This is a genomic window from Collinsella sp. SGI.241, assembly GCF_050312955.1.
GTDB lineage: Bacteria > Actinomycetota > Coriobacteriia > Coriobacteriales > Coriobacteriaceae > Collinsella.
Genome location: NZ_JBNPKM010000008.1, coordinates 65,747 through 83,668 on the forward strand (window position 1 = coordinate 65,747; position 17,922 = coordinate 83,668).

Here is a 17,922-nt window from a genome sequence, read left to right on the forward strand (position 1 = left end):
CGTCAACCCGCAGGATAGCAGGGTTTTCGCTTGGGTTAGTCAAACGTTTTAGCGTTAATAAAACCCGAAACCAGCAGGCAATCATGGCGAAATAAATGGTTGAAAATCGCGCAATCATGTATATCAGTTGTTTAGGCTCGTGTTTAGCTATCGGAATGGCCAGCCGCTGCCTCGGCGCGCTCGGCATTCCATGCAACGAGCGCCTCGTGGACCGCCTTGGCAACATCGGCAGGTATGCCGCGAACTTCCGCGATCTCTTGCTCGCTCGCCGCGCGCAACCGCTTCATCGAGCCAAAATGGCGCATAATTGCACGTTTTCTAGTGGGTCCCACGCCTGGAACGTCATCGAGTACCGAAACCGTCATGGCTTTATCGCGCAATTCGCGATGGAACGTGATGGCAAAACGGTGCGATTCGTCGCGCACCTGCTTGATGAGATAGAGCGACGCAGACCCGGTCGGAAGTACGACAGGGGTCTCGTCCCAAGGCACGAAAACCTCCTCATCGGCCTTTGCCAAACCACAAACTGGTATATCGAGCCCAAGGGCCTCAAGTTGCTTAATTGCAGCCGTCAATTGCGGCTTGCCGCCGTCGACAACGAGCAAATCGGGGCACGAGCCAAAACGTTCGTCGCCCATCCGCTCGGGAGCATAGCGACGCCCCAAAACCTCGGACATCGAAACGAAGTCGTTCGCCTCGTCCAATTCGGCCTGGATTTTAAAGCGGCGGTACTGGCTCTTGTCGGCGTGGCCGTTGGTAAACACCACCATCGAGGCGACCGTAAAGGTGCCATGAAGCGTAGAGATATCGAAGCACTCGATTCGCATTGGCGGCGCAGGTAGCGCCAAGGCGCTTTCAAGCTCCAGGAGCGCTCGATTGGTGCGATCGTCGGCGTATCCCGTGCGCATCATATAACGCATGAGGGCATGACGCGCATTTTTAGATGCCATATCGAGCAACCGGTGTTTTTCGCCGCGCTGAGGCCTATGGAGATGACAGGAACGCTCGCGCTTGTCCGAAAGCCACTCCCCTAGCGCCTCCGCATCCTCAAGCTCGACGGAAAGGTTCACCTCGGCTGGAATATCAGCCGTCTCGTCGTAATAGCGCTTGAGAAAGCCCGACTGAAGCTCCTCTTCATCGACATCCAGGCCCTTATCGAGAATGAACTCACAGGTTCGAACCGTTCGCCCCTCGCGCACAACAAACACGCAGGCGGCCGAAATGGTCTCTTCTCGATAGAAACCAATCACATCGAGATCGACACTCGACGGAAAAACGACCTGCTGTCGGTCGTCCAGGCCCCTAATAACTTCCAAGCGACGCTTGACGCGCGCCGCCCGCTCAAAATCGAGCGCTTCGGCGGCGTCCGTCATCTCGGATGTAAGCTCATCAACGACATCTTTACGATGGCCCGACAAAAATCGCTCGACGCGTTTAACGTTTTTAGCATAGTCGGCTGGAGAGATCGCACCGACGCATGCCCCCGGGCCGCGGCCAACATGGAAGTCAAAGCAGGGACGCCCGTTTTGAGCGCAAATCATATTGACGATATCTTCTTCGCCCTTGTGGGACTCGACGATACGGCGGCATCGACGCCATTCCGCACAAGAAGCCGAGCAGATCGGGATTACCTTGCGCAGCGTATCAATGGTCTCGCGCGCCGCGCGGCTGTCGGTGTAGGGACCAAAATAACGCGTTCCCGGCTTATGACGCTCACGAGTATATTTAATAGCTGGGAACAGATCGCTCTTGGTGATAGCGATAAAGGGATAGCTCTTATCGTCCTTAAGGTCGACATTAAAGTACGGATGATATTGACCGATCAGGTTGCGCTCGAGCACCAGCGCCTCGTGCTCGTTCTCGACAACGATATAGTCAAAGCTCGCAACCAGCTGCATCATCAGCGGAATCTTTTGGCGCTCGTCCTGCAGCGTCACATATTGACGCATGCGCGAGCGCAGATTTTTAGCCTTGCCAACGTAAATGACATCGCCCTTGGCATCTTTCCAAAGGTAGCAGCCAGGCTGCATGGGCACACGCGAAACCTGTTCGGCAAGCGTTGGAATGTTGTCATGACCTGCCACGACTGCCTACCTGCGGCGAAGAAGCGCGGAGACCTCAGGCATCTTTAGAAGGACGGCAAGGCCAAAAGTCACGGCAAGCGAAACCATGCCCGCGATGCAAACATAGCCCAAGGTAATAAGAATCGATCCGCCAAGCGCTCCGACAAAACTCTCGAGCGCCCACAAAACGCCGGCACCCGCTGCGGCACCCAGGCCGCCGAGCAAAAGGCCATAGAAGCAGCCGTGCAGAATAGATTTAACCTGAAGACCCTGCAGACGACGACGCAGCCACCACAGCGAACAGCCGACCAGAATCACATAGTCGACAACATACGAAATCGCAATCGCAGGCATGCCATAGCCCAGCACCACACCAAACAGCAGAACCGAACCAGCCTGACCGATGGCAGAGTATAGGCAATAGCGACTATAGGGCTTCATGTCGAGCAACGCCGAGAAGCTCTTCTGCATCAACACGACCACGCCGTAGAGCGGCAGGGAGAGCGCCAGATAAACCAGAAACTCGGACACAAGCGCCACACCCGACTCGTCGAACTTGCCGGCGCAATAAATCATGTTGAGCGGACGGGCAAACACAATGAGATATAGCGCGAAAGGAATCAGGAAGAAGAGCATCTGGGCCACGCCGCGCGAGATACCAGCGCGCACGCTGTCATAATCCTTTTCCTGGGCATCGTGCGAAAGCTCGGTATAAAGCGCCGTCGAGAGCGAGGCGGCTATCAAGGCATAAGGCAGTGTGTACCAAAGGCGCGCATAGGCAATTACAGAAGGACCGGTCTCGGGCTGCACCACCAGCGCGGCTGCGTTGGTAATGGAAGTCGACACGAACATGCATACCGTAGCGAGCAACGTCGGGACGCCGAGCGCGAGCGTCTGTCGCAGTGCAGGATCCTTAAAGTCGATATGAATATGAGGCCGGACACCATGCTTACCGAGTGCGGGAATCTGGCACGCCATCTGGACAAAAACGCCAAGCGTCGTGCCGAGCGAAATCAAAACGACGCCCGCCTGCTCACCAAAGCAGGCAGATACGGGAGCGAAGCCCATAAAACTCGCAATGACAATCACGTTGTTGAGTACCGGGGCGAACGTCGACCAAAAGTAGTCACGATGCGCGTTAAGAACGCCCGAGAACACCGAGCCCAAGCCGTAGAACAAAATCTGAATGGCAAAGAAACGGAACATGAATGCAGCGGTATCCATGCTTCCGCCATCGCCCGAAAGGAACGACTGCGTCCAGATAAAGCCCGGAGCAAACACGGTGCCCAACACCGAAATGCCGCCCAGCAGCAAAAGCAGGATGCCGAGCAGATTACCTACGTATTCGTTTGAGGCGTCGCGACCCTGCTCACGACGCACGCCCATGTACACCGGCAAAAAGGCGGTAACCAACATACCGCCCATCACGAGCTCATAGAGCATATTGGGCAGGTTGTTGGCGACCTGATAGGAAGACGAGAGCAGCGACATGCCGATGGCGGCAGCCATAGCCCAAGTACGGATAAACCCGGTGACGCGCGACACGATGGTCAGTGCAGTCATGAGGCCGGCAGAACGGCCAACCGTAGAGTAGTCCGACGAGCCCATATCATCTACGTCGTCCTGTGATTGGGGGCTGACTTCAGTGTGTTGTCGAGAATCAACCTCGATATCAGGCTCATCGATTATCGCGAAGGGGTCGTCGACCAAAACGGCATCATCGACAGAAAAAGCTCCGTCAACAGGCGTGACATCGCTGTCAAACGAAGCGTCATCGTTAGCTACGGCATTATTACCAAACACCGTGTCAACTTCCCTGGCGGCAGCGGTTCGACCAGAAAACGACAAAAGATCCCAATCATCGTCGTCGACAGCAACGCCCTCGACCGGATCGGTCGAGCCGAGCGGTGACCACTCGTCATCCAAAAGCAACTGCTCGCCATCACCGTCGGTTGCAGGCCTCGCGGGACGATCGGCTGGGACACCCTGCAGTGCGCCCTTTCCCTGAGCCGCCATCAAAAACACCGCCGTCTCATCGGGACGCGGCGCACGAGACGTCCCGGCGGCAGGCATCCGTCCGGCACGGGATTGAGCCGCGGCCAAAAACACCGCCGTCTCATCGGGGCGAGCCGAAGAGAGAATCGTACGGGGAGGCACCGCACCGGCACCGGCGGCACGCAAATACACAGCCGTCTCCCCTGGATCTGCAGCAACGGACCAAGCGTTTCGAATCTGGTCATCGACCGAAGAAGGCTCAGGCGCGGGCGTCTGAGAAGCCGAACCCTTTGCAAAGTGAGCTCCGCGCTTCGATTCTTCCTGCGGCATCGCTCAGTCCTCTCTCGTGATCGGGGCAACCGTCGCCCCGCAAAATGCAACTAAGTCGTCGGGGGCAAGCTCAAGTTGATAGCCACGCTTACCGCCTGAGATAAAAATGGTATCCCAAAGGACGCATGTCTCATCGATCAGCGTCCGAAAGCGTTTTTTCATGCCGACTGGACTGCAGCCGCCCCGGACATACCCCGTCGCGGCAAGCAAGTCCTTGACATGCATCATGGTCAGCGACTTTTCACCAGCGGCGCGCGCGGCGGCCTTTAGGTCAAGCTCGTCGGCAACGGGAATACAGCACACAACGTGTTCGTTGGACGGCGTCACGCAAACCAAGGTCTTAAACCCCTGGCCAGGCTCCTCGCCAAGTTGTTCCAAAATTGCAACGCCTAAACCCACCGACTCATCGCCATCGTCTTCATACGTATGGAGAATATAGGAGATGCCGGCGTTTTCCAGCTCGCGCATCGCATTGGTTTTCGGCGTCTTTGCAGCCTTTGCCATGGCATGTCCCTTCCCTCGCATTCGAACGTAACGCCTAAGTATATGTCCAATTTAGCCGCATACGTCATCTCGACACACAGAAGCGCCACCGAATCGAAAGGAATCGGTGGCGCTTCTCGTACGACGGCGTCTCTTTACTGGGCGTCGAGTTGTGCCTGACGCTCGCGGTCGCGCTTGAGCAGCGGTGCCAAGAACTTGCCCGTGTAACTCTGCGAACATGCCGCGACCTGCTCCGGCGTACCCGAGACCACGACGGTTCCGCCGCCATTGCCGCCCTCGGGACCCATATCGATCAGGCGGTCGGCAACCTTGATGACATCAAGGTTGTGTTCAATCACCAGCACCGTGTTGCCCGCATCGACCAAGCGCTGCAGCACATCGAGCAGCTGGCGGACGTCCTCAAAATGAAGGCCGGTCGTCGGCTCGTCCAAAATATAGAACGTCTTGCCCGTCTGGCGTCGATGAAGCTCCTTGGCGAGTTTCACACGCTGCGCCTCGCCGCCCGAAAGCGTCGTGGCAGGCTGCCCCAAACTCACATAGCCCAAGCCAACGTCATACAAAGTCTGAAGCTTGCGCTTAATCTGCGGGATATTCCCAAAGAACGCCAGCGCCTCGGTGACGCTCATGTCGAGCACGTCCGAGATGGTCTTGCCACGGTAGGTGACCTCGAGTGTCTCGCGGTTGTAGCGTTTACCGCCGCAAACTTCGCAGGGAACGTAGATATCGGGAAGGAAGTGCATCTCGATCTTGATCTGTCCGTCGCCCTTGCACGCCTCACAGCGCCCGCCACTCACATTAAAGGAGAAACGACCCGGCGAGTAGCCGCGCGCCTTCGACTCCGGCGTACTCGCAAACAGCGCGCGAAGATCATCCCACAGGCCAATATAGGTAGCGGGGTTGGAACGCGGTGTGCGGCCAATCGGCGACTGGTCGATATCGATAACCTTATCGATACACTCGGTGCCCTCGATTTTCTTATACGGACCCACAGGGCGCGTCGAACGGTGAATAGCATTCGTAAGGGCAGGCGCAATGGTGTCGGTAACCAGGGAGCTCTTGCCCGATCCTGACACGCCGGTAACAACCGTAAGCGTACCAAACTCGATCTTGGCAGTAACGTTTTTGAGGTTGTTAGCTCGAGCGCCCGTAATTTTAAGGCAGCCGCGACCGGGCTTGCGCCGTTCATCAGGCACCCGGATCATTCGTTTGCCGGTCAGATAAGCGCCCGTCATCGACTCAGGACACGCCATGATATCGGCAGGCGTTCCCGCCGCGACTACGTGTCCGCCGTTGACGCCGGCGCCGGGCCCCATGTCGATCACGTAGTCGGCGGCACGGATTGTGTCCTCGTCGTGTTCGACGACGATGACGGTATTGCCGATATCGCGCAGGCGCTCAAGGGTCTTGATCAGGCGCTCGTTATCGCGCTGATGAAGGCCGATCGATGGCTCGTCCAAAATGTATAGGACACCCATGAGGCCGGCGCCGATCTGTGTTGCCAGGCGAATACGCTGCGCCTCGCCACCAGAAAGCGTCGCCGAGGCACGATCGAGCGTCAGATAGTCGAGTCCAACATCGACCAGAAAACGCAAGCGCTCCAGGATTTCCTTGACGATGCGCCCGCCGATAAACTGTTGGCGCTCGGTGAGCTCCAGGCCCTCAAAAAACTCGAGCGACTCACGGCACGACAGGCAACAAACCTCGTAAATGGACTTGCCGCCCACGGTGACGGCGAGCATCTCAGGGCGCAAACGAGCGCCGTGGCAGCTCGAGCACGGTTCCTCGCGAATGTACTTCTCCAAGCGCGCCTTGGTGTTCTCGTTCGTCGTCTCGGTATAGCGTTCGTACAGGATGTTGCGAACGCCCGAAAACTTGGTATCCCACTGGCTACGACGTCCGTCGAGCTTTTGGTAGTCAACCGAGATCTTCGTATCGCCCAGGCCATCCAAGAATGCACGACGCACGCGAGGGGGCAAGTCCTCCCACGGCGTATCGGCGCTTACCTTAAAGTGTTCACAGACCGCAGCAAAAATCTGCGGGTAGTAGTTCGAATTGCCAAACAGGCTACCAAAGACTCCGTCGGCAATGGACTTCGAGGGGTCCTCGATCAGTGCCTCGGCATCAACGGTTTTCTTAAAGCCCAGGCCGTCGCACTCAGGACATGCGCCATAGGGAGCGTTAAACGAGAAATCACGCGGCTGAAGATCGTCAATGGAGTGTCCATGCTCCGGGCACGCCAAGGCCAACGAATACTCCAGCAGCTCGCCCTCGGTCCCCTCGGGAGCATCACGATCGGGCAGCATGTACACATTTACATTGCCGTGAGCCAGCGCGGTCGCCTGCTCAACGGACTCGGCGATACGACCCAGAGAGTTCTCACGGATCACGATGCGATCGACCACGACCTCGATATCGTGCTTGAACTTCTTGTCCAGATCGATTGGATCGTCGAGCGAGCGCACTTCACCGTCGACACGCACGCGGCTAAAGCCCTCGGCGCGAAGGTCCTCAAACAGTTTGGTGTACTCGCCTTTTCGCCCGCGCACCACCGGTGCCAGCACAAACGCGCGGCGACCCTCCCCCGCCGCCAAGACCTTGTCGGCAACCTGGTCGGTCGTCTGGCGCTCAATGACGCGGCCGCATTCGGGACAGTGCGGGGTGCCCACACGGGCGAACAGCAGGCGCAGATAGTCATAAATCTCGGTTACGGTGCCAACCGTCGAGCGAGGGTTTTTAGACGTCGTCTTTTGGTCGATCGACACCGCCGGCGAAAGGCCGTCGATTGAATCCAAGTCGGGTTTGTCCATCTGGCCCAAGAACTGGCGCGCATAGCTCGAAAGGCTCTCGACGTATCGACGCTGGCCCTCGGCATAGATAGTGTCAAATGCCAGCGAGCTCTTGCCCGAGCCAGAAAGACCGGTAATGACCACGAGTTGGTCACGCGGAATGGAAACATCGATATCACGGAGGTTGTGCTCACGAGCGCCGCGAATAACGATAGAAGAATCAGACATGGAAGCTCCTTGCCTCCTATTGCATCGAATCATACTGCCGATGAGTTTAGCGCACTCGACGCGCACAGATGTTCGTAATACAAGATTCGCAGACCTTTAGCTTTGCGTATCGGGCGCTTTGTTTCTCGAAATGCCGTGGAAAGGTTACAGTAATCTAATCACTGAACTTAATTTGCTGTAACAGAGGAACGTCCATGACCGAAGATATCCCCCTTGAAATCACTTCGAGCGACATGGCCAATCTGCCCATATTCATCGCCGTCCTTATCGTGGCCACCGTCGTCGTGCGCGTGTATTTTTCAATCAAACACAATGAAAAGCCGCCCATTGCCCGCGTCTTTTGGTGCGCGACGCTCCTCATCCCGCTCGGCATGGTAGCTGCATGGATTACGAATCAATTGCTCGTAAATGAGGACAGTTCCCTATGGGTCCTTTCTTATTCGGCGCTCGGTGCTGCCGCCGTCATACTTCTTGTCGAGCCCTTGGTTTCGGGACTTATCGACCAAACCGATCTTGCGACGGGAACGGTTGCCTGTATTTGCCGTGACATCCTTGTCATCGCCGCTGTTTCAGCGCTCTCGTTCGTTTCACTCGAAATTTCCTGCAACGAAACGTTCTATCGCATTCCCGCCAACTCATTCGGGTTTTCCGTCGGGCTGCTCGCGACGGTTCTGCTCTCCCTTTATTTGCTGGGACAGCGTCATGGAGGCGTCATGGTCCTCGTGCCCGTCGTATGTTGCATCCTTGGCATTGCCGAGCACTTCGTCATAACGTTTAAAGGCGAGGCCATCCTGCCAAGCGATATCTTGGCCCTTGGCACCGCAATGGAAGTGAGCGAGGGATACGAGTTTACCTTTACCGCCGGAATCGTAACCTCTCTAGCCCTGCTAGAGATTTCCCTGGGGCTTCTTTCGCTTATCCGACCGAGAAAGCTCCGTACGCCCACCCATGTCTTCCCCGCAATCGCCGCTAACCTCTGCGCTTTTCTGCTAGTGACCGTTGTGGGGCTCTCGGGCTTTTCCAGCATCGACTTGGAGCAGGCGCTGAATTTTGGATTTGACCGTTGGCAGCCCATCACCACGTATGCGTCTCAGGGTTTTATCACTTCGTTCACCGAAATGGTCAACGAGTTGCCCATTGAGAAGCCCGAAGACTATACGCCCGATGAGGCGCAGAGCATCGAGCAGGAGCTCGCCGCCACCTACGACAGCACGTATGGCTCGAGCGAGCAGCGCGCGGCGGCCGTTGCCCAGTTCAATGAAATCAAGCCGACGATTGTTGCCGTCATGAACGAGAGTTTTAGCGACCTTTCGTGCTTTGAGCAGCTCCAGGCGGCCGGGTACACCGGCCCCGCATTCTACAACTCGCTTCCCGACACACTTGTTCGCGGCACCATGCTCGCTTCGGTCGCCGGTGGCGGAACGGCGAACTCCGAATTCGAATTTTTGACCGGAGCGACAACGGCCTTTGTCGGATTAGGCAAAATCCCCTATCAGCTATATCAGATGAATGGCGTCAACAGCCTGGCAAAGGACCTTAAGGAGCTTGGGTATACCGCTACCGCTATGCACCCGCAAAACCCCGTCAACTACCATCGAGATAAAATCTATCAGCAGCTGGGCTTTGGAGACTTTCTTTCAATCGGCGATTTCGAAGGTGCGCCCTGTTACCATGCCGGCGTATGCGACTACGCCACCTACGACAAGATACTCGACCTGCTTAGAACCGACGAAGCCCCGCAGTTCATCTTTGACGTCACGATGCAAAATCACGGCGGCTACGACTATGGCACCGTTCCCGCCGAAGAGCTGACAAACTATTGGGTCGAGGGAGCCAGCGAGGGCGCCAATAGCGCGCTCAACACCTATCTTACCTGCATCAACGCATCCGACCGGGACCTCGAGTACTTTATCAACGAGCTCCGCAATATCGGCAGACCGGTTGTTCTTGTCTTTTTTGGCGACCATCAGCCGAGCGCCGCAACGACTCTCAACGATGAGCTGTACCCTCAGGAAGATACGGCAAGCCACGCTTTCCGTATCTATCAGTCGACCTATTTCGTCTGGGCTAACTATGAAATCGCCGGCAATACCGAGCTCAACGTCTACGACACCGTCGGGGCAAACGAGATTGCAGCCATTACCCTTAATAAGATCGGCGCCCCGCTCACCGACTATCAAAAGGCTCTGCTTGCAACAAGGTCAGATGTGCCCGCCATCAATGTCGCCGGCTATCTTGGTGCCGACGGGCTGCGCTACGATTTGGAATCTGAAGACAGCCCATACGCCTCGACGATCGACAAGCTGCAGCGCATGCAATACCTCGAGTTCGCCAGCAAAGTTCAGTAAGCCCGCTCATTCGCTTGGGCCCATCGTATTGCAAGCACACTCGGTCCAAATGCATCACAAATGACTCCCGCTCGCAAACGAGGGTACAATGACGCTCGTGTCACATCACGGGGCCCCGGCCCCAACATATACAAAGGAGTCATACATGGGTTGCGAGCACGCACAGGCCGCCGGCGGACAAACGTCGCCGTCGCAATTTGAGGAGAACACGCTGTCCGAGGTCAAACGCGTCATCGCCGTGCTTTCCGGCAAGGGCGGTGTCGGCAAGTCGTTTGTCACCGGTGCCATCGCCACCGAGCTTGCCCGTCACGGCCACAAGGTCGGCGTCCTCGATGCCGACATCACCGGTCCCTCTATCCCCAAGATGTTCGGTATGAGCGGACGCCACGTCCATGCCCTTGGCAACCTTATGCTGCCCGAAATCTCCGAGCACGGCGTCAAGGTCATGAGCTCCAACCTGCTGCTCCAAAACGAGACCGACCCCGTCCTTTGGCGCGGTCCGGTCATCGCAGGCGCCATTAGGCAGTTCTGGAGCGAGACCTCGTGGGGCCCCATCGACTACCTGCTGGTCGACATGCCTCCGGGAACAGGCGACGTCGCGCTCACCGTCTTCCAGTCGCTGCCCGTCGACGGCATCGTCATCGTCACGAGCCCGCAGGATCTGGTCTCGATGATCGTCGCCAAGGCGGTTAACATGGCCGAGAAGATGAACGTCCCCATTCTGGGCATTGTCGAGAACATGAGCTATATTGAGTGCCCCGACTGCGGCAAGAAGATCGAGGTCTTTGGCAAGAGCAAGCTCCCCGAGGTCGCAGAGCGCTATAACCTCGACATCTTGGGCCAGCTTCCCATTAATCCGGCACTCGCCGAGGCCTGCGATAAGGGCGAGGTCGAGACCGCGCTGCCCGACGGCATGTTGCCCCAGGCCGTCTCTGCCGTCGAGGCCATTGCCCCGCACGAGACCGACGAGGCCTAAGTGAACACGAGCGCCTTCTATGACGTCCTGGTAATCGGCGGCGGGGCTTCAGGCCTCGCCGCCGCCATTACGGCCGCACGCGCGGGTAAAAGCGTCTGCATCGTTGAGCGCGATGTCGCGTGCGGCCTTAAGCTGCTTGCGACCGGAAACGGTCGCTGCAACCTCTCCAACGAATCGATTGATCCTCAGCGGTATAACCACCCCGCATTCGTCGAATCCGTCATGGGCCCCCAGCCCGAGCAAGAGCTTATGGGTTTCTTCTCCTCGCTGGGCATCATGACAACCTCCGAGGAAGGCCGGCTGTACCCGCGCTCGCTTCGCGCCGAATCGGTGCGCGACGCGCTTCTCAACGTTTGCGACCGCCTGGGTATCACCTTAATCTGCGGAGCCAACGTTGCCTCGGCGCACAAAGCTTCCGAAGGCTGGGCACTTCAAATAAACCGTCCAGCGCGGGCACTCAAGGCAAAAAAGCACGACGACCGAAAATCGGAGCTCCGCTCGCTTCGGAAGGCACTCGCCGATGTCCCTCGCAAGAACGAGGCCCTGGAGGCACATGCCGTAATTATCGCCACGGGTGGCAACCCCACCGGTATCGCCGATACGTTTAGCCTCCCCCTCACTTCGCTGCGCCCCATCCTCTGCCCCGTATCGGCAACGGTCGTCGGCGATCGGGCGGCACTCAAGACGTTGGATGGTCTGCGCGTCCGCGCCCGCTTGACGCTCACCCGTAACCATAGTGAGCTCTGGCACGAAGACGGTGAAGTACTGTTTCGAACCTTCGGTATCTCGGGCGTCGCTGTCTTCAACCTCTCCCGTCGTATCCAGCGCGGCGATACGATCCTGCTCGACGTTTTCCCCGACCTCTCTAAAGACGAGTTGCTCGATATGCTTAACCGGCGCGTTAAGCTGCTCGGCGGCTTTTCGCCCCGCGATCCCCGTTGGCTCGACGGCATGCTCGCCCCGCAACTCTCCCGCGTCGTCTGCACAGCGTTCGAGCAGTGCCATCCAGGCTCCAACGATGTCGTCCACCTGGTCTCGTTCCTCAAGCACTTTAAGTTGCTCGTCGAGGGAACAGCCGAGGAGCGCTCGGCGCAGGTCACGCGTGGTGGCGTATCTGTCGAGAGCATCTCAACACCCAGTCTACACGCGTGCAGCGTTGTCGACGCCCCGCTTTACGTCTGCGGCGAAGCGCTCGACATCGACGCCGATTGCGGCGGTTTCAACCTTGCGTGGGCCTGGATCTCGGGCATTCGCGCTGCAAGCAGCCTGTAGCCGCACAGTCTATAATCAAAAACGCATTCGGGCCGTCTGGGATACCGGACGGCCTTTTTCTTGCCTCTAAGGAGACCTCGATGATCGAACTCACCCAAGTCAACGCGTCACTCGATGAAGCCGGCGATGAAAATGCCTGCCTCATTGTTGGCAAGCGATTCGCCAAGCGCGTCCTACGTTGCAAGGACTCCGAGATCAAGTCCATCGAGCTCCACCGCAAGTCAATCGACGCTCGCAAAAAACGAGACGTCCATTTTATCCTGAGCTTTCGTGTTGAGCTGACCAGTCCCCACCTCGAGCGAGAAGCGGTCGACAGCGTTGCCGAGCGTGACCGCTCGCGCGTACGCGCGATAGAAGACGATGAGCCTTCATTCCCCTCCCCCGTTTCCGGCGCACCCAAAGAGCGCCCCGTCGTCGTCGGTGCCGGATGCGCCGGCCTTTTCGCCGCACTCACCCTTGCCGAAGCAGGTCTGAAGCCCTTGCTCATCGAGCGCGGCGACCCGGCATTTCGCCGCTCGCAGGCGATCGACCTCTTTCTAAAAGAGCGTATCCTCGACCCCGAGAGCAATATTCAGTTTGGTCTGGGCGGCGCGGGGACCTTCTCGGACGGCAAGCTCAATACGGGAACCAAAAATCCCGCCCATCGCCTCATCCTCGAAACCTTCGTCGAGGCAGGTGCGCCCCGCGATATTCTGTGGGATGCCAAGCCGCACATTGGCTCCGACATCCTTCCCACGGTTGTTACCGCTATATCCCAGCGCATCGAGCAGCTCGGAGGTGTCGTCCGTTATCGAACAAAACTCGTCGACATTCGCATCGACGCGTCTGGCGCCATCACCGGTATTGATGTCCAATCATCCCAAGACGCCGCTTACGAGTCAATTGAGACAAAGCACCTCATCCTCGCCTGCGGGCATTCTGCTCGCGATATTTTTGAACTCCTTAAGGACCACGACGTGGCCCTCGCACAAAAGACCTTTGCCATGGGCGTTCGCATCGAGCATCCGCAGCGCGACATCGACCGAGCCCAATATGGAGCCTCGGCGGGACATCCTGCCCTCGGAGCAGCCCCCTACAAACTCGTCGCTCATCTTCCCAACGGCCGCAGCGTGTTCTCGTTTTGCATGTGCCCCGGCGGGCAGGTTGTCGCCGCCTCTTCCGAGCAGGGCCACCTGTGCGTCAACGGCGCCAGCCTCAATGCCCGCGACGGCCGTAACGCAAATGCCGCCCTGCTCGTTAACGTCACGCCTGAGGACCTTCCCGACGATGACCCGCTCGCCGGCATCGAGCTCCAGCGCGCCTGCGAGGCGGCCGCCTATCGCCTGGGCGGTTCCAACTGGAACGCACCGGCACAACTCGTCGGAGATTTCCTCGCAGGACGCGCCAGCAAGGCGCCCGGAAAGGTAAAGCCCACCTATCCGCTCGGTGTGACCTGGACGGCAATTGACGAAGCCCTGCCGCAGCATATCGTCGAGTCGCTCCGCCTGGGACTTCCCCTACTCGGAAAAAAGCTACGGGGCTACGACCGCCCCGATGCCGTTCTTACCGGCGTGGAGACTCGTTCGAGCTCACCGGTCACTGTCACCCGAGACCGAACGTGCCATGCCGTATCGACCCCGGGCCTCTACCCTTGTGGTGAGGGAGCTGGATATGCCGGAGGCATCATGAGCGCGGCCACCGACGGTATCCGTTGTGCCGAAGCCCTGATCGCAGACCTCTAGCGAACGAATTCCAGCGCGCAAAAGACACAGGCCCCGAGCTCCACAGGGAACTCGGGGCCTGTTCGCTATTTCTTAAACCGTGCACCCTGGCGTTTTCTACCCGATGCGAACATGGAACCCTTGCGGGCCTGCGAACGTAAGCGCTCGATCGTCTCGTCCTCAGACGCACCCTCGAGCATCGCCCGAATCTGAACGACAGCATCACGCAGGCGCGCCGCCTCCTCAAAGTCCATGACGGCAGAAGCGTTACGCATATCCTCTTCCATGGTTTCGACGATCCGCACAAGCTCGTCATGCGGTAGTTCTTCCAACTGCTCCGCAAGTGTCTGCTCGGGCGCCACCGTTTCCGGCACACCGCCCTCGCCCGACTCATCGGGCGTATAGAATGCGCCATGGCCAAGAGAGTCGCCCTTCGAGCGTCCCTTGGAGCCCACAGTTTTTTCGGCCTCGGCAATAAAACTTGAGATGTCGTTGATGGCCTTGCGCACTGTCTTGGGCACAATGCCATGTTCTTCGTTATATGCCATCTGAATCTCGCGACGGCGCCGCGTCTCCTCGATGGCCGCTTTCATCGAATCGGTCACAACGTCTGCATACATGATGACTTCGCCATCGGCGTTACGGGCCGCACGGCCAATCGTCTGAATCAGCGAACGGCGGTTGCGCAAGAAGCCTTCCTTATCGGCATCGAGAATTGCCACCAGTGAGACCTCGGGAAGATCCAAGCCCTCGCGAAGCAGGTTGATGCCAACGAGAACATCGATCTTGCCCTCGCGCAGCGTTCGCAGGATCTCGACACGGTCCATTGTCGCCGTATCAGAGTGCATGTAATTGACCTTAATGCCCGCATCAAGTAGATGGTCGGTCAGGTCCTCGGCCATGCGCTTGGTCAACGTGGTCACCAGCACGCGCTCCTTGCGGGCAACGCGCTCGCGAATCTCGTCCTCAAGATCGTCAATCTGACCGCGAACGGGACGCACGTCAATCTTGGGGTCGAGCAGGCCGGTCGGACGAATAATCTGCTCCACGTCGTTTTGGCTCACCCGCAGCTCGTAGTCGCCCGGCGTTGCCGAAACATAGATGAACTGGGGGATTCTCGCCTCAAACTCATCGAAACGAAGCGGGCGATTGTCAAGCGCCGAGGGCAGGCGAAAGCCGTGCTCCACCAGGGTCACTTTACGCGAACGGTCGCCTTCATGCATGCCACGAATTTGCGGCACCGTCACATGGCTCTCGTCTATGATGCAGAGCATGTCCTTGGGAAAGTAATCGATTAGGGTAAACGGCGGTTCACCCGGCTTACGCCCGTCCAGATGACGCGAGTAGTTCTCGATGCCGTTGCAAAAGCCCATCGTCTCGAGCATCTCGAGGTCATAATCGGTCCGTTGCTGTAGACGTTGCGCCTCGAGCAACTTGTCGGTCGCCTTGAGCTCCGCGACGCGCTTCTCGCACTCTTCACTGATCGACTTCAAGGCCGCCTTGACCTTGGGCTTCTCGGTCACATAGTGCGATGCCGGCCACACGGGAATAGCCTCATACTCACGAAGCATCTCACCGGTAACCTCATCGATTTCGGCGATAAGCTCGACCTCATCGCCAAAGAACTCAAATCGCAACGGATGCTCGGCATAGGGCGGATACACATCGACAACATCACCGCGCACGCGGAAGGTGCCACGCGCCAAGTCATAGTCGTTCCGGTCGTACTGAATGTCGATGAGCGCATGGATAAAGTCGTCGCGCTCGAGCGGTACTTTCTTGTCGACATTCGGCGCCAGCCCCGCATAGTCCTCAGGAGAGCCGATGCCATAGATGCAGGACACCGAAGCAACGACGATCACATCGCGTCGAGAAAGCAACGAGGCGGTCGCCTGATGTCGAAGCATCTCGACTTCTTCGTTAATCGAAGCATCCTTCTCGATATACGTATCGCTTTGCGGCACATATGCCTCGGGCTGATAGTAGTCGTAGTACGAGACGAAGTAGACCACGGCGTTGTTGGGAAAGAATTCTTTGAGCTCGCTCGCAAGCTGGGCGGCGAGGGTTTTGTTGGGGGCCATGACCAGCGTTGGCTTACCGAGAGCTTCGATGGTCTTGGCCATGGTAAAGGTCTTGCCCGAGCCGGTCACGCCAAGCAAAACCTGATACCGGTCTCCGTCCCTCACACCCTGCACAAGCGACTCAATGGCCTTTGGCTGGGAACCTGCAGGCTCATAGGGAGACACGACCTCAAACGGTACCTCGGAGCCCTCAACGCCAAAACGTTTGAGCTCTCCGCCAACACGCTCAACTTCAAAATCCGCCATGGATACTCCTAACTCATACATCTGCAGTATACGCAGGCGGCAGGCATAGTCCTATACGAACCGGTCGGGATAGAGGGTCTTATAGCGAACCCAGGCATTATTGACACGAATCAAATAGGCTTGCGTCTCGGGAAAGGCAATCGCGTTATGGAGCGATGTGTTTTGCTGCGCCCACCCATCGACATTGCCCATTCCGGCATTGTAAGCAGCAATAGCGCTATCCGTCGACCCATTGAAATACGTCAACAGGTATGAGAGGTACGCGCACCCAAATTCGATATTCGAAGCGGGGTCATTCAGGTTATCGGCAGAATACTCATCCCCGTCGACAAGGCCCTTAGCGATCATATCCTGAGCGGTTTCGGGCATAAGTTGCATGAGACCTTGGGCGCCCTGGTTTGATTCCGCCTCGGGATCCCAGTTTGATTCCGACTTGATGACGGCACACACCAGATACGGATCGAGATTATGCGAAATACTGGACTGCTTTACATACGCCTCATAGTCAATCGGATAGAACGGTTTAAAGAAAGCGGCGGGAGCACACGAGTAAACGAGCGAGATAAGGCCAAAGACGAAAACGACAACCAGCGGCACAAGGCGATACCACGTAAAGAAACGCGTCTTAGGCATCTGTCGTCTCCTTATCCATAGCATCCATAAGGCCATGGCGAGCAAGCCACGCGTCCAGTTGTTCAAAGAGCGAGCTGTCGCCCGCTGCGTTATCAATCACGGTCGTGGCGAGACTGCAAAGCGAAGACTCATCGGGTTGGCAAGCACAGCGAGCATCAAAATCGGATGGCTCCATACCACGGTGAATAGCGCGTTCGCGACGGACCGCTAAAGGAGCGCTAACAACCATAATTTCATCCGCAAGGCCAAAGGCATCCTCAAAGCCAGTCGGAGCAGATACTTCGACCGCCGCAAAGGGATAGCGGGGGGACGAAACCGTACAGCAAGCAGGATCGAGAATCCTCAGCGAAAGCTGCTCAATGAGAGCGGGGTGAACAATACTATTGAGCCTTGCAACCGTATCGGGAGAAACAAAAGCTCGAGAAGCGAGAACGTTACGTCGAACACCGCCACCCTCATCCAAAATATCCCAGCCAAACTCTTCAGCAAGAGCATTGACGATATCCGACCCCGGTACGTACAGCGATTTGGCAAGAACATCTAAATCGATAAGCAGGGCTCCGCGAGATTCCAGAAAGCGGCAGGCAGTCGATTTACCCGAAGCAATATTGCCCAAAACGAAAACGGTAAACATCAAGCCCTCCCTAACGTCAATGCGAGTAATTATCGCGCAAATACAAAGCGACGGTTCAAAAAACAGCCAAACAGTAAGAGTGTCAAAGGAAGAGTCCGTTCACAAGGCACAGCTTGTATATAGCGC

Annotated in this window: 11 protein-coding genes; 4 read left to right on the plus strand and 7 right to left on the minus strand. The window is 57.4% G+C overall.

Features of this window, described 5'->3' with window-relative positions; translation table 11 throughout:
• Positions 1-143: 143 nt before the first annotated feature.
• The 4 genes from uvrC to uvrA all read right to left on the minus strand — a co-directional run bounded on the left by uvrC (position 144) and on the right by uvrA (position 7,906).
• Entirely contained in the window at positions 144-2,030 is a 1,887-nt protein-coding gene (gene uvrC / locus ACQQ92_RS05275) for an excinuclease ABC subunit UvrC (protein WP_427795970.1), read from the minus strand.
• A gap of 60 nt (positions 2,031-2,090) precedes the next feature.
• The gene (gene murJ, locus ACQQ92_RS05280) at positions 2,091-4,388 is read right to left on the minus strand and encodes a murein biosynthesis integral membrane protein MurJ (protein WP_427718662.1); all 2,298 of its coding nucleotides are present in this window, start codon (positions 4,386-4,388) and stop codon (positions 2,091-2,093) included.
• 3 nt (positions 4,389-4,391) lie between these two features.
• Positions 4,392-4,892 carry a Cys-tRNA(Pro) deacylase gene (gene ybaK / locus ACQQ92_RS05285; protein WP_427718664.1) on the minus strand — a complete coding sequence of 167 codons (501 nt, stop codon included), beginning with the start codon at positions 4,890-4,892 and terminating at the stop codon, positions 4,392-4,394.
• A gap of 134 nt (positions 4,893-5,026) precedes the next feature.
• Entirely contained in the window at positions 5,027-7,906 is a 2,880-nt protein-coding gene (uvrA, locus tag ACQQ92_RS05290) for an excinuclease ABC subunit UvrA (RefSeq protein ID WP_427718667.1), read from the minus strand.
• Positions 7,907-8,100: 194 nt separating this feature from the next.
• Here uvrA and ACQQ92_RS05295 point away from each other — a divergent pair, with 194 nt between their 5' ends.
• The 4 genes from ACQQ92_RS05295 to ACQQ92_RS05310 all read left to right on the plus strand — a co-directional run bounded on the left by ACQQ92_RS05295 (position 8,101) and on the right by ACQQ92_RS05310 (position 14,223).
• Entirely contained in the window at positions 8,101-10,254 is a 2,154-nt protein-coding gene (locus ACQQ92_RS05295) for an LTA synthase family protein (protein ID WP_427718669.1), read from the plus strand.
• Positions 10,255-10,399: 145 nt separating this feature from the next.
• Entirely contained in the window at positions 10,400-11,230 is an 831-nt protein-coding gene (locus ACQQ92_RS05300; RefSeq protein ID WP_427718672.1) for an Mrp/NBP35 family ATP-binding protein, read from the plus strand.
• Positions 11,231-12,502 (plus strand): NAD(P)/FAD-dependent oxidoreductase, encoded by a 1,272-nt coding sequence (locus ACQQ92_RS05305; protein WP_427718675.1) that lies wholly within the window; start codon positions 11,231-11,233, stop codon positions 12,500-12,502.
• 80 nt (positions 12,503-12,582) lie between these two features.
• On the plus strand, positions 12,583-14,223 hold the full coding sequence (locus ACQQ92_RS05310) for an NAD(P)/FAD-dependent oxidoreductase (protein WP_427795964.1): 1,641 nt from the start codon (positions 12,583-12,585) through the stop codon (positions 14,221-14,223).
• Positions 14,224-14,288: 65 nt separating this feature from the next.
• On the opposite strand, the gene uvrB is transcribed toward ACQQ92_RS05310, so the two are convergent.
• From uvrB to coaE, 3 genes are read right to left on the minus strand one after another with little or no spacing between them, the layout of a single operon-like run.
• Complete coding sequence (uvrB, locus tag ACQQ92_RS05315; protein WP_427795965.1) at positions 14,289-16,529, minus strand: excinuclease ABC subunit UvrB; 2,241 nt, start codon at positions 16,527-16,529, stop codon at positions 14,289-14,291.
• Positions 16,530-16,580: 51 nt separating this feature from the next.
• Positions 16,581-17,162 carry a lytic transglycosylase domain-containing protein gene (locus ACQQ92_RS05320; protein ID WP_427795966.1) on the minus strand — a complete coding sequence of 194 codons (582 nt, stop codon included), beginning with the start codon at positions 17,160-17,162 and terminating at the stop codon, positions 16,581-16,583.
• Positions 17,155-17,796, minus strand: a complete 642-nt coding sequence (gene coaE, locus ACQQ92_RS05325) for a dephospho-CoA kinase (RefSeq protein WP_427795967.1) — start codon at positions 17,794-17,796, stop codon at positions 17,155-17,157. The genes ACQQ92_RS05320 and coaE overlap by 8 nt, the downstream gene beginning before the upstream one ends.
• Positions 17,797-17,922 lie beyond the last annotated feature (126 nt).

What these genes read in the sequence shown, in the direction of transcription:
- ACQQ92_RS05300 (WP_427718672.1), top strand. Translation starts at nt 10,400, where the DNA reads ATGGGTTGCGAGCACGCACAGGCCGCCGGCGGACAAACGTCGCCGTCG.
- ybaK (WP_427718664.1), bottom strand. Translation starts at nt 4,892, where the DNA reads ATGGCAAAGGCTGCAAAGACGCCGAAAACCAATGCGATGCGCGAGCTG.
- ACQQ92_RS05295 (WP_427718669.1), top strand. Translation starts at nt 8,101, where the DNA reads ATGACCGAAGATATCCCCCTTGAAATCACTTCGAGCGACATGGCCAAT.
- coaE (WP_427795967.1), bottom strand. Translation starts at nt 17,796, where the DNA reads ATGTTTACCGTTTTCGTTTTGGGCAATATTGCTTCGGGTAAATCGACT.
- ACQQ92_RS05320 (WP_427795966.1), bottom strand. Translation starts at nt 17,162, where the DNA reads ATGCCTAAGACGCGTTTCTTTACGTGGTATCGCCTTGTGCCGCTGGTT.
- uvrB (WP_427795965.1), bottom strand. Translation starts at nt 16,529, where the DNA reads ATGGCGGATTTTGAAGTTGAGCGTGTTGGCGGAGAGCTCAAACGTTTT.
- murJ (WP_427718662.1), bottom strand. Translation starts at nt 4,388, where the DNA reads ATGCCGCAGGAAGAATCGAAGCGCGGAGCTCACTTTGCAAAGGGTTCG.
- uvrA (WP_427718667.1), bottom strand. Translation starts at nt 7,906, where the DNA reads ATGTCTGATTCTTCTATCGTTATTCGCGGCGCTCGTGAGCACAACCTC.
- uvrC (WP_427795970.1), bottom strand. Translation starts at nt 2,030, where the DNA reads ATGCAGCCTGGCTGCTACCTTTGGAAAGATGCCAAGGGCGATGTCATT.
- ACQQ92_RS05310 (WP_427795964.1), top strand. Translation starts at nt 12,583, where the DNA reads ATGATCGAACTCACCCAAGTCAACGCGTCACTCGATGAAGCCGGCGAT.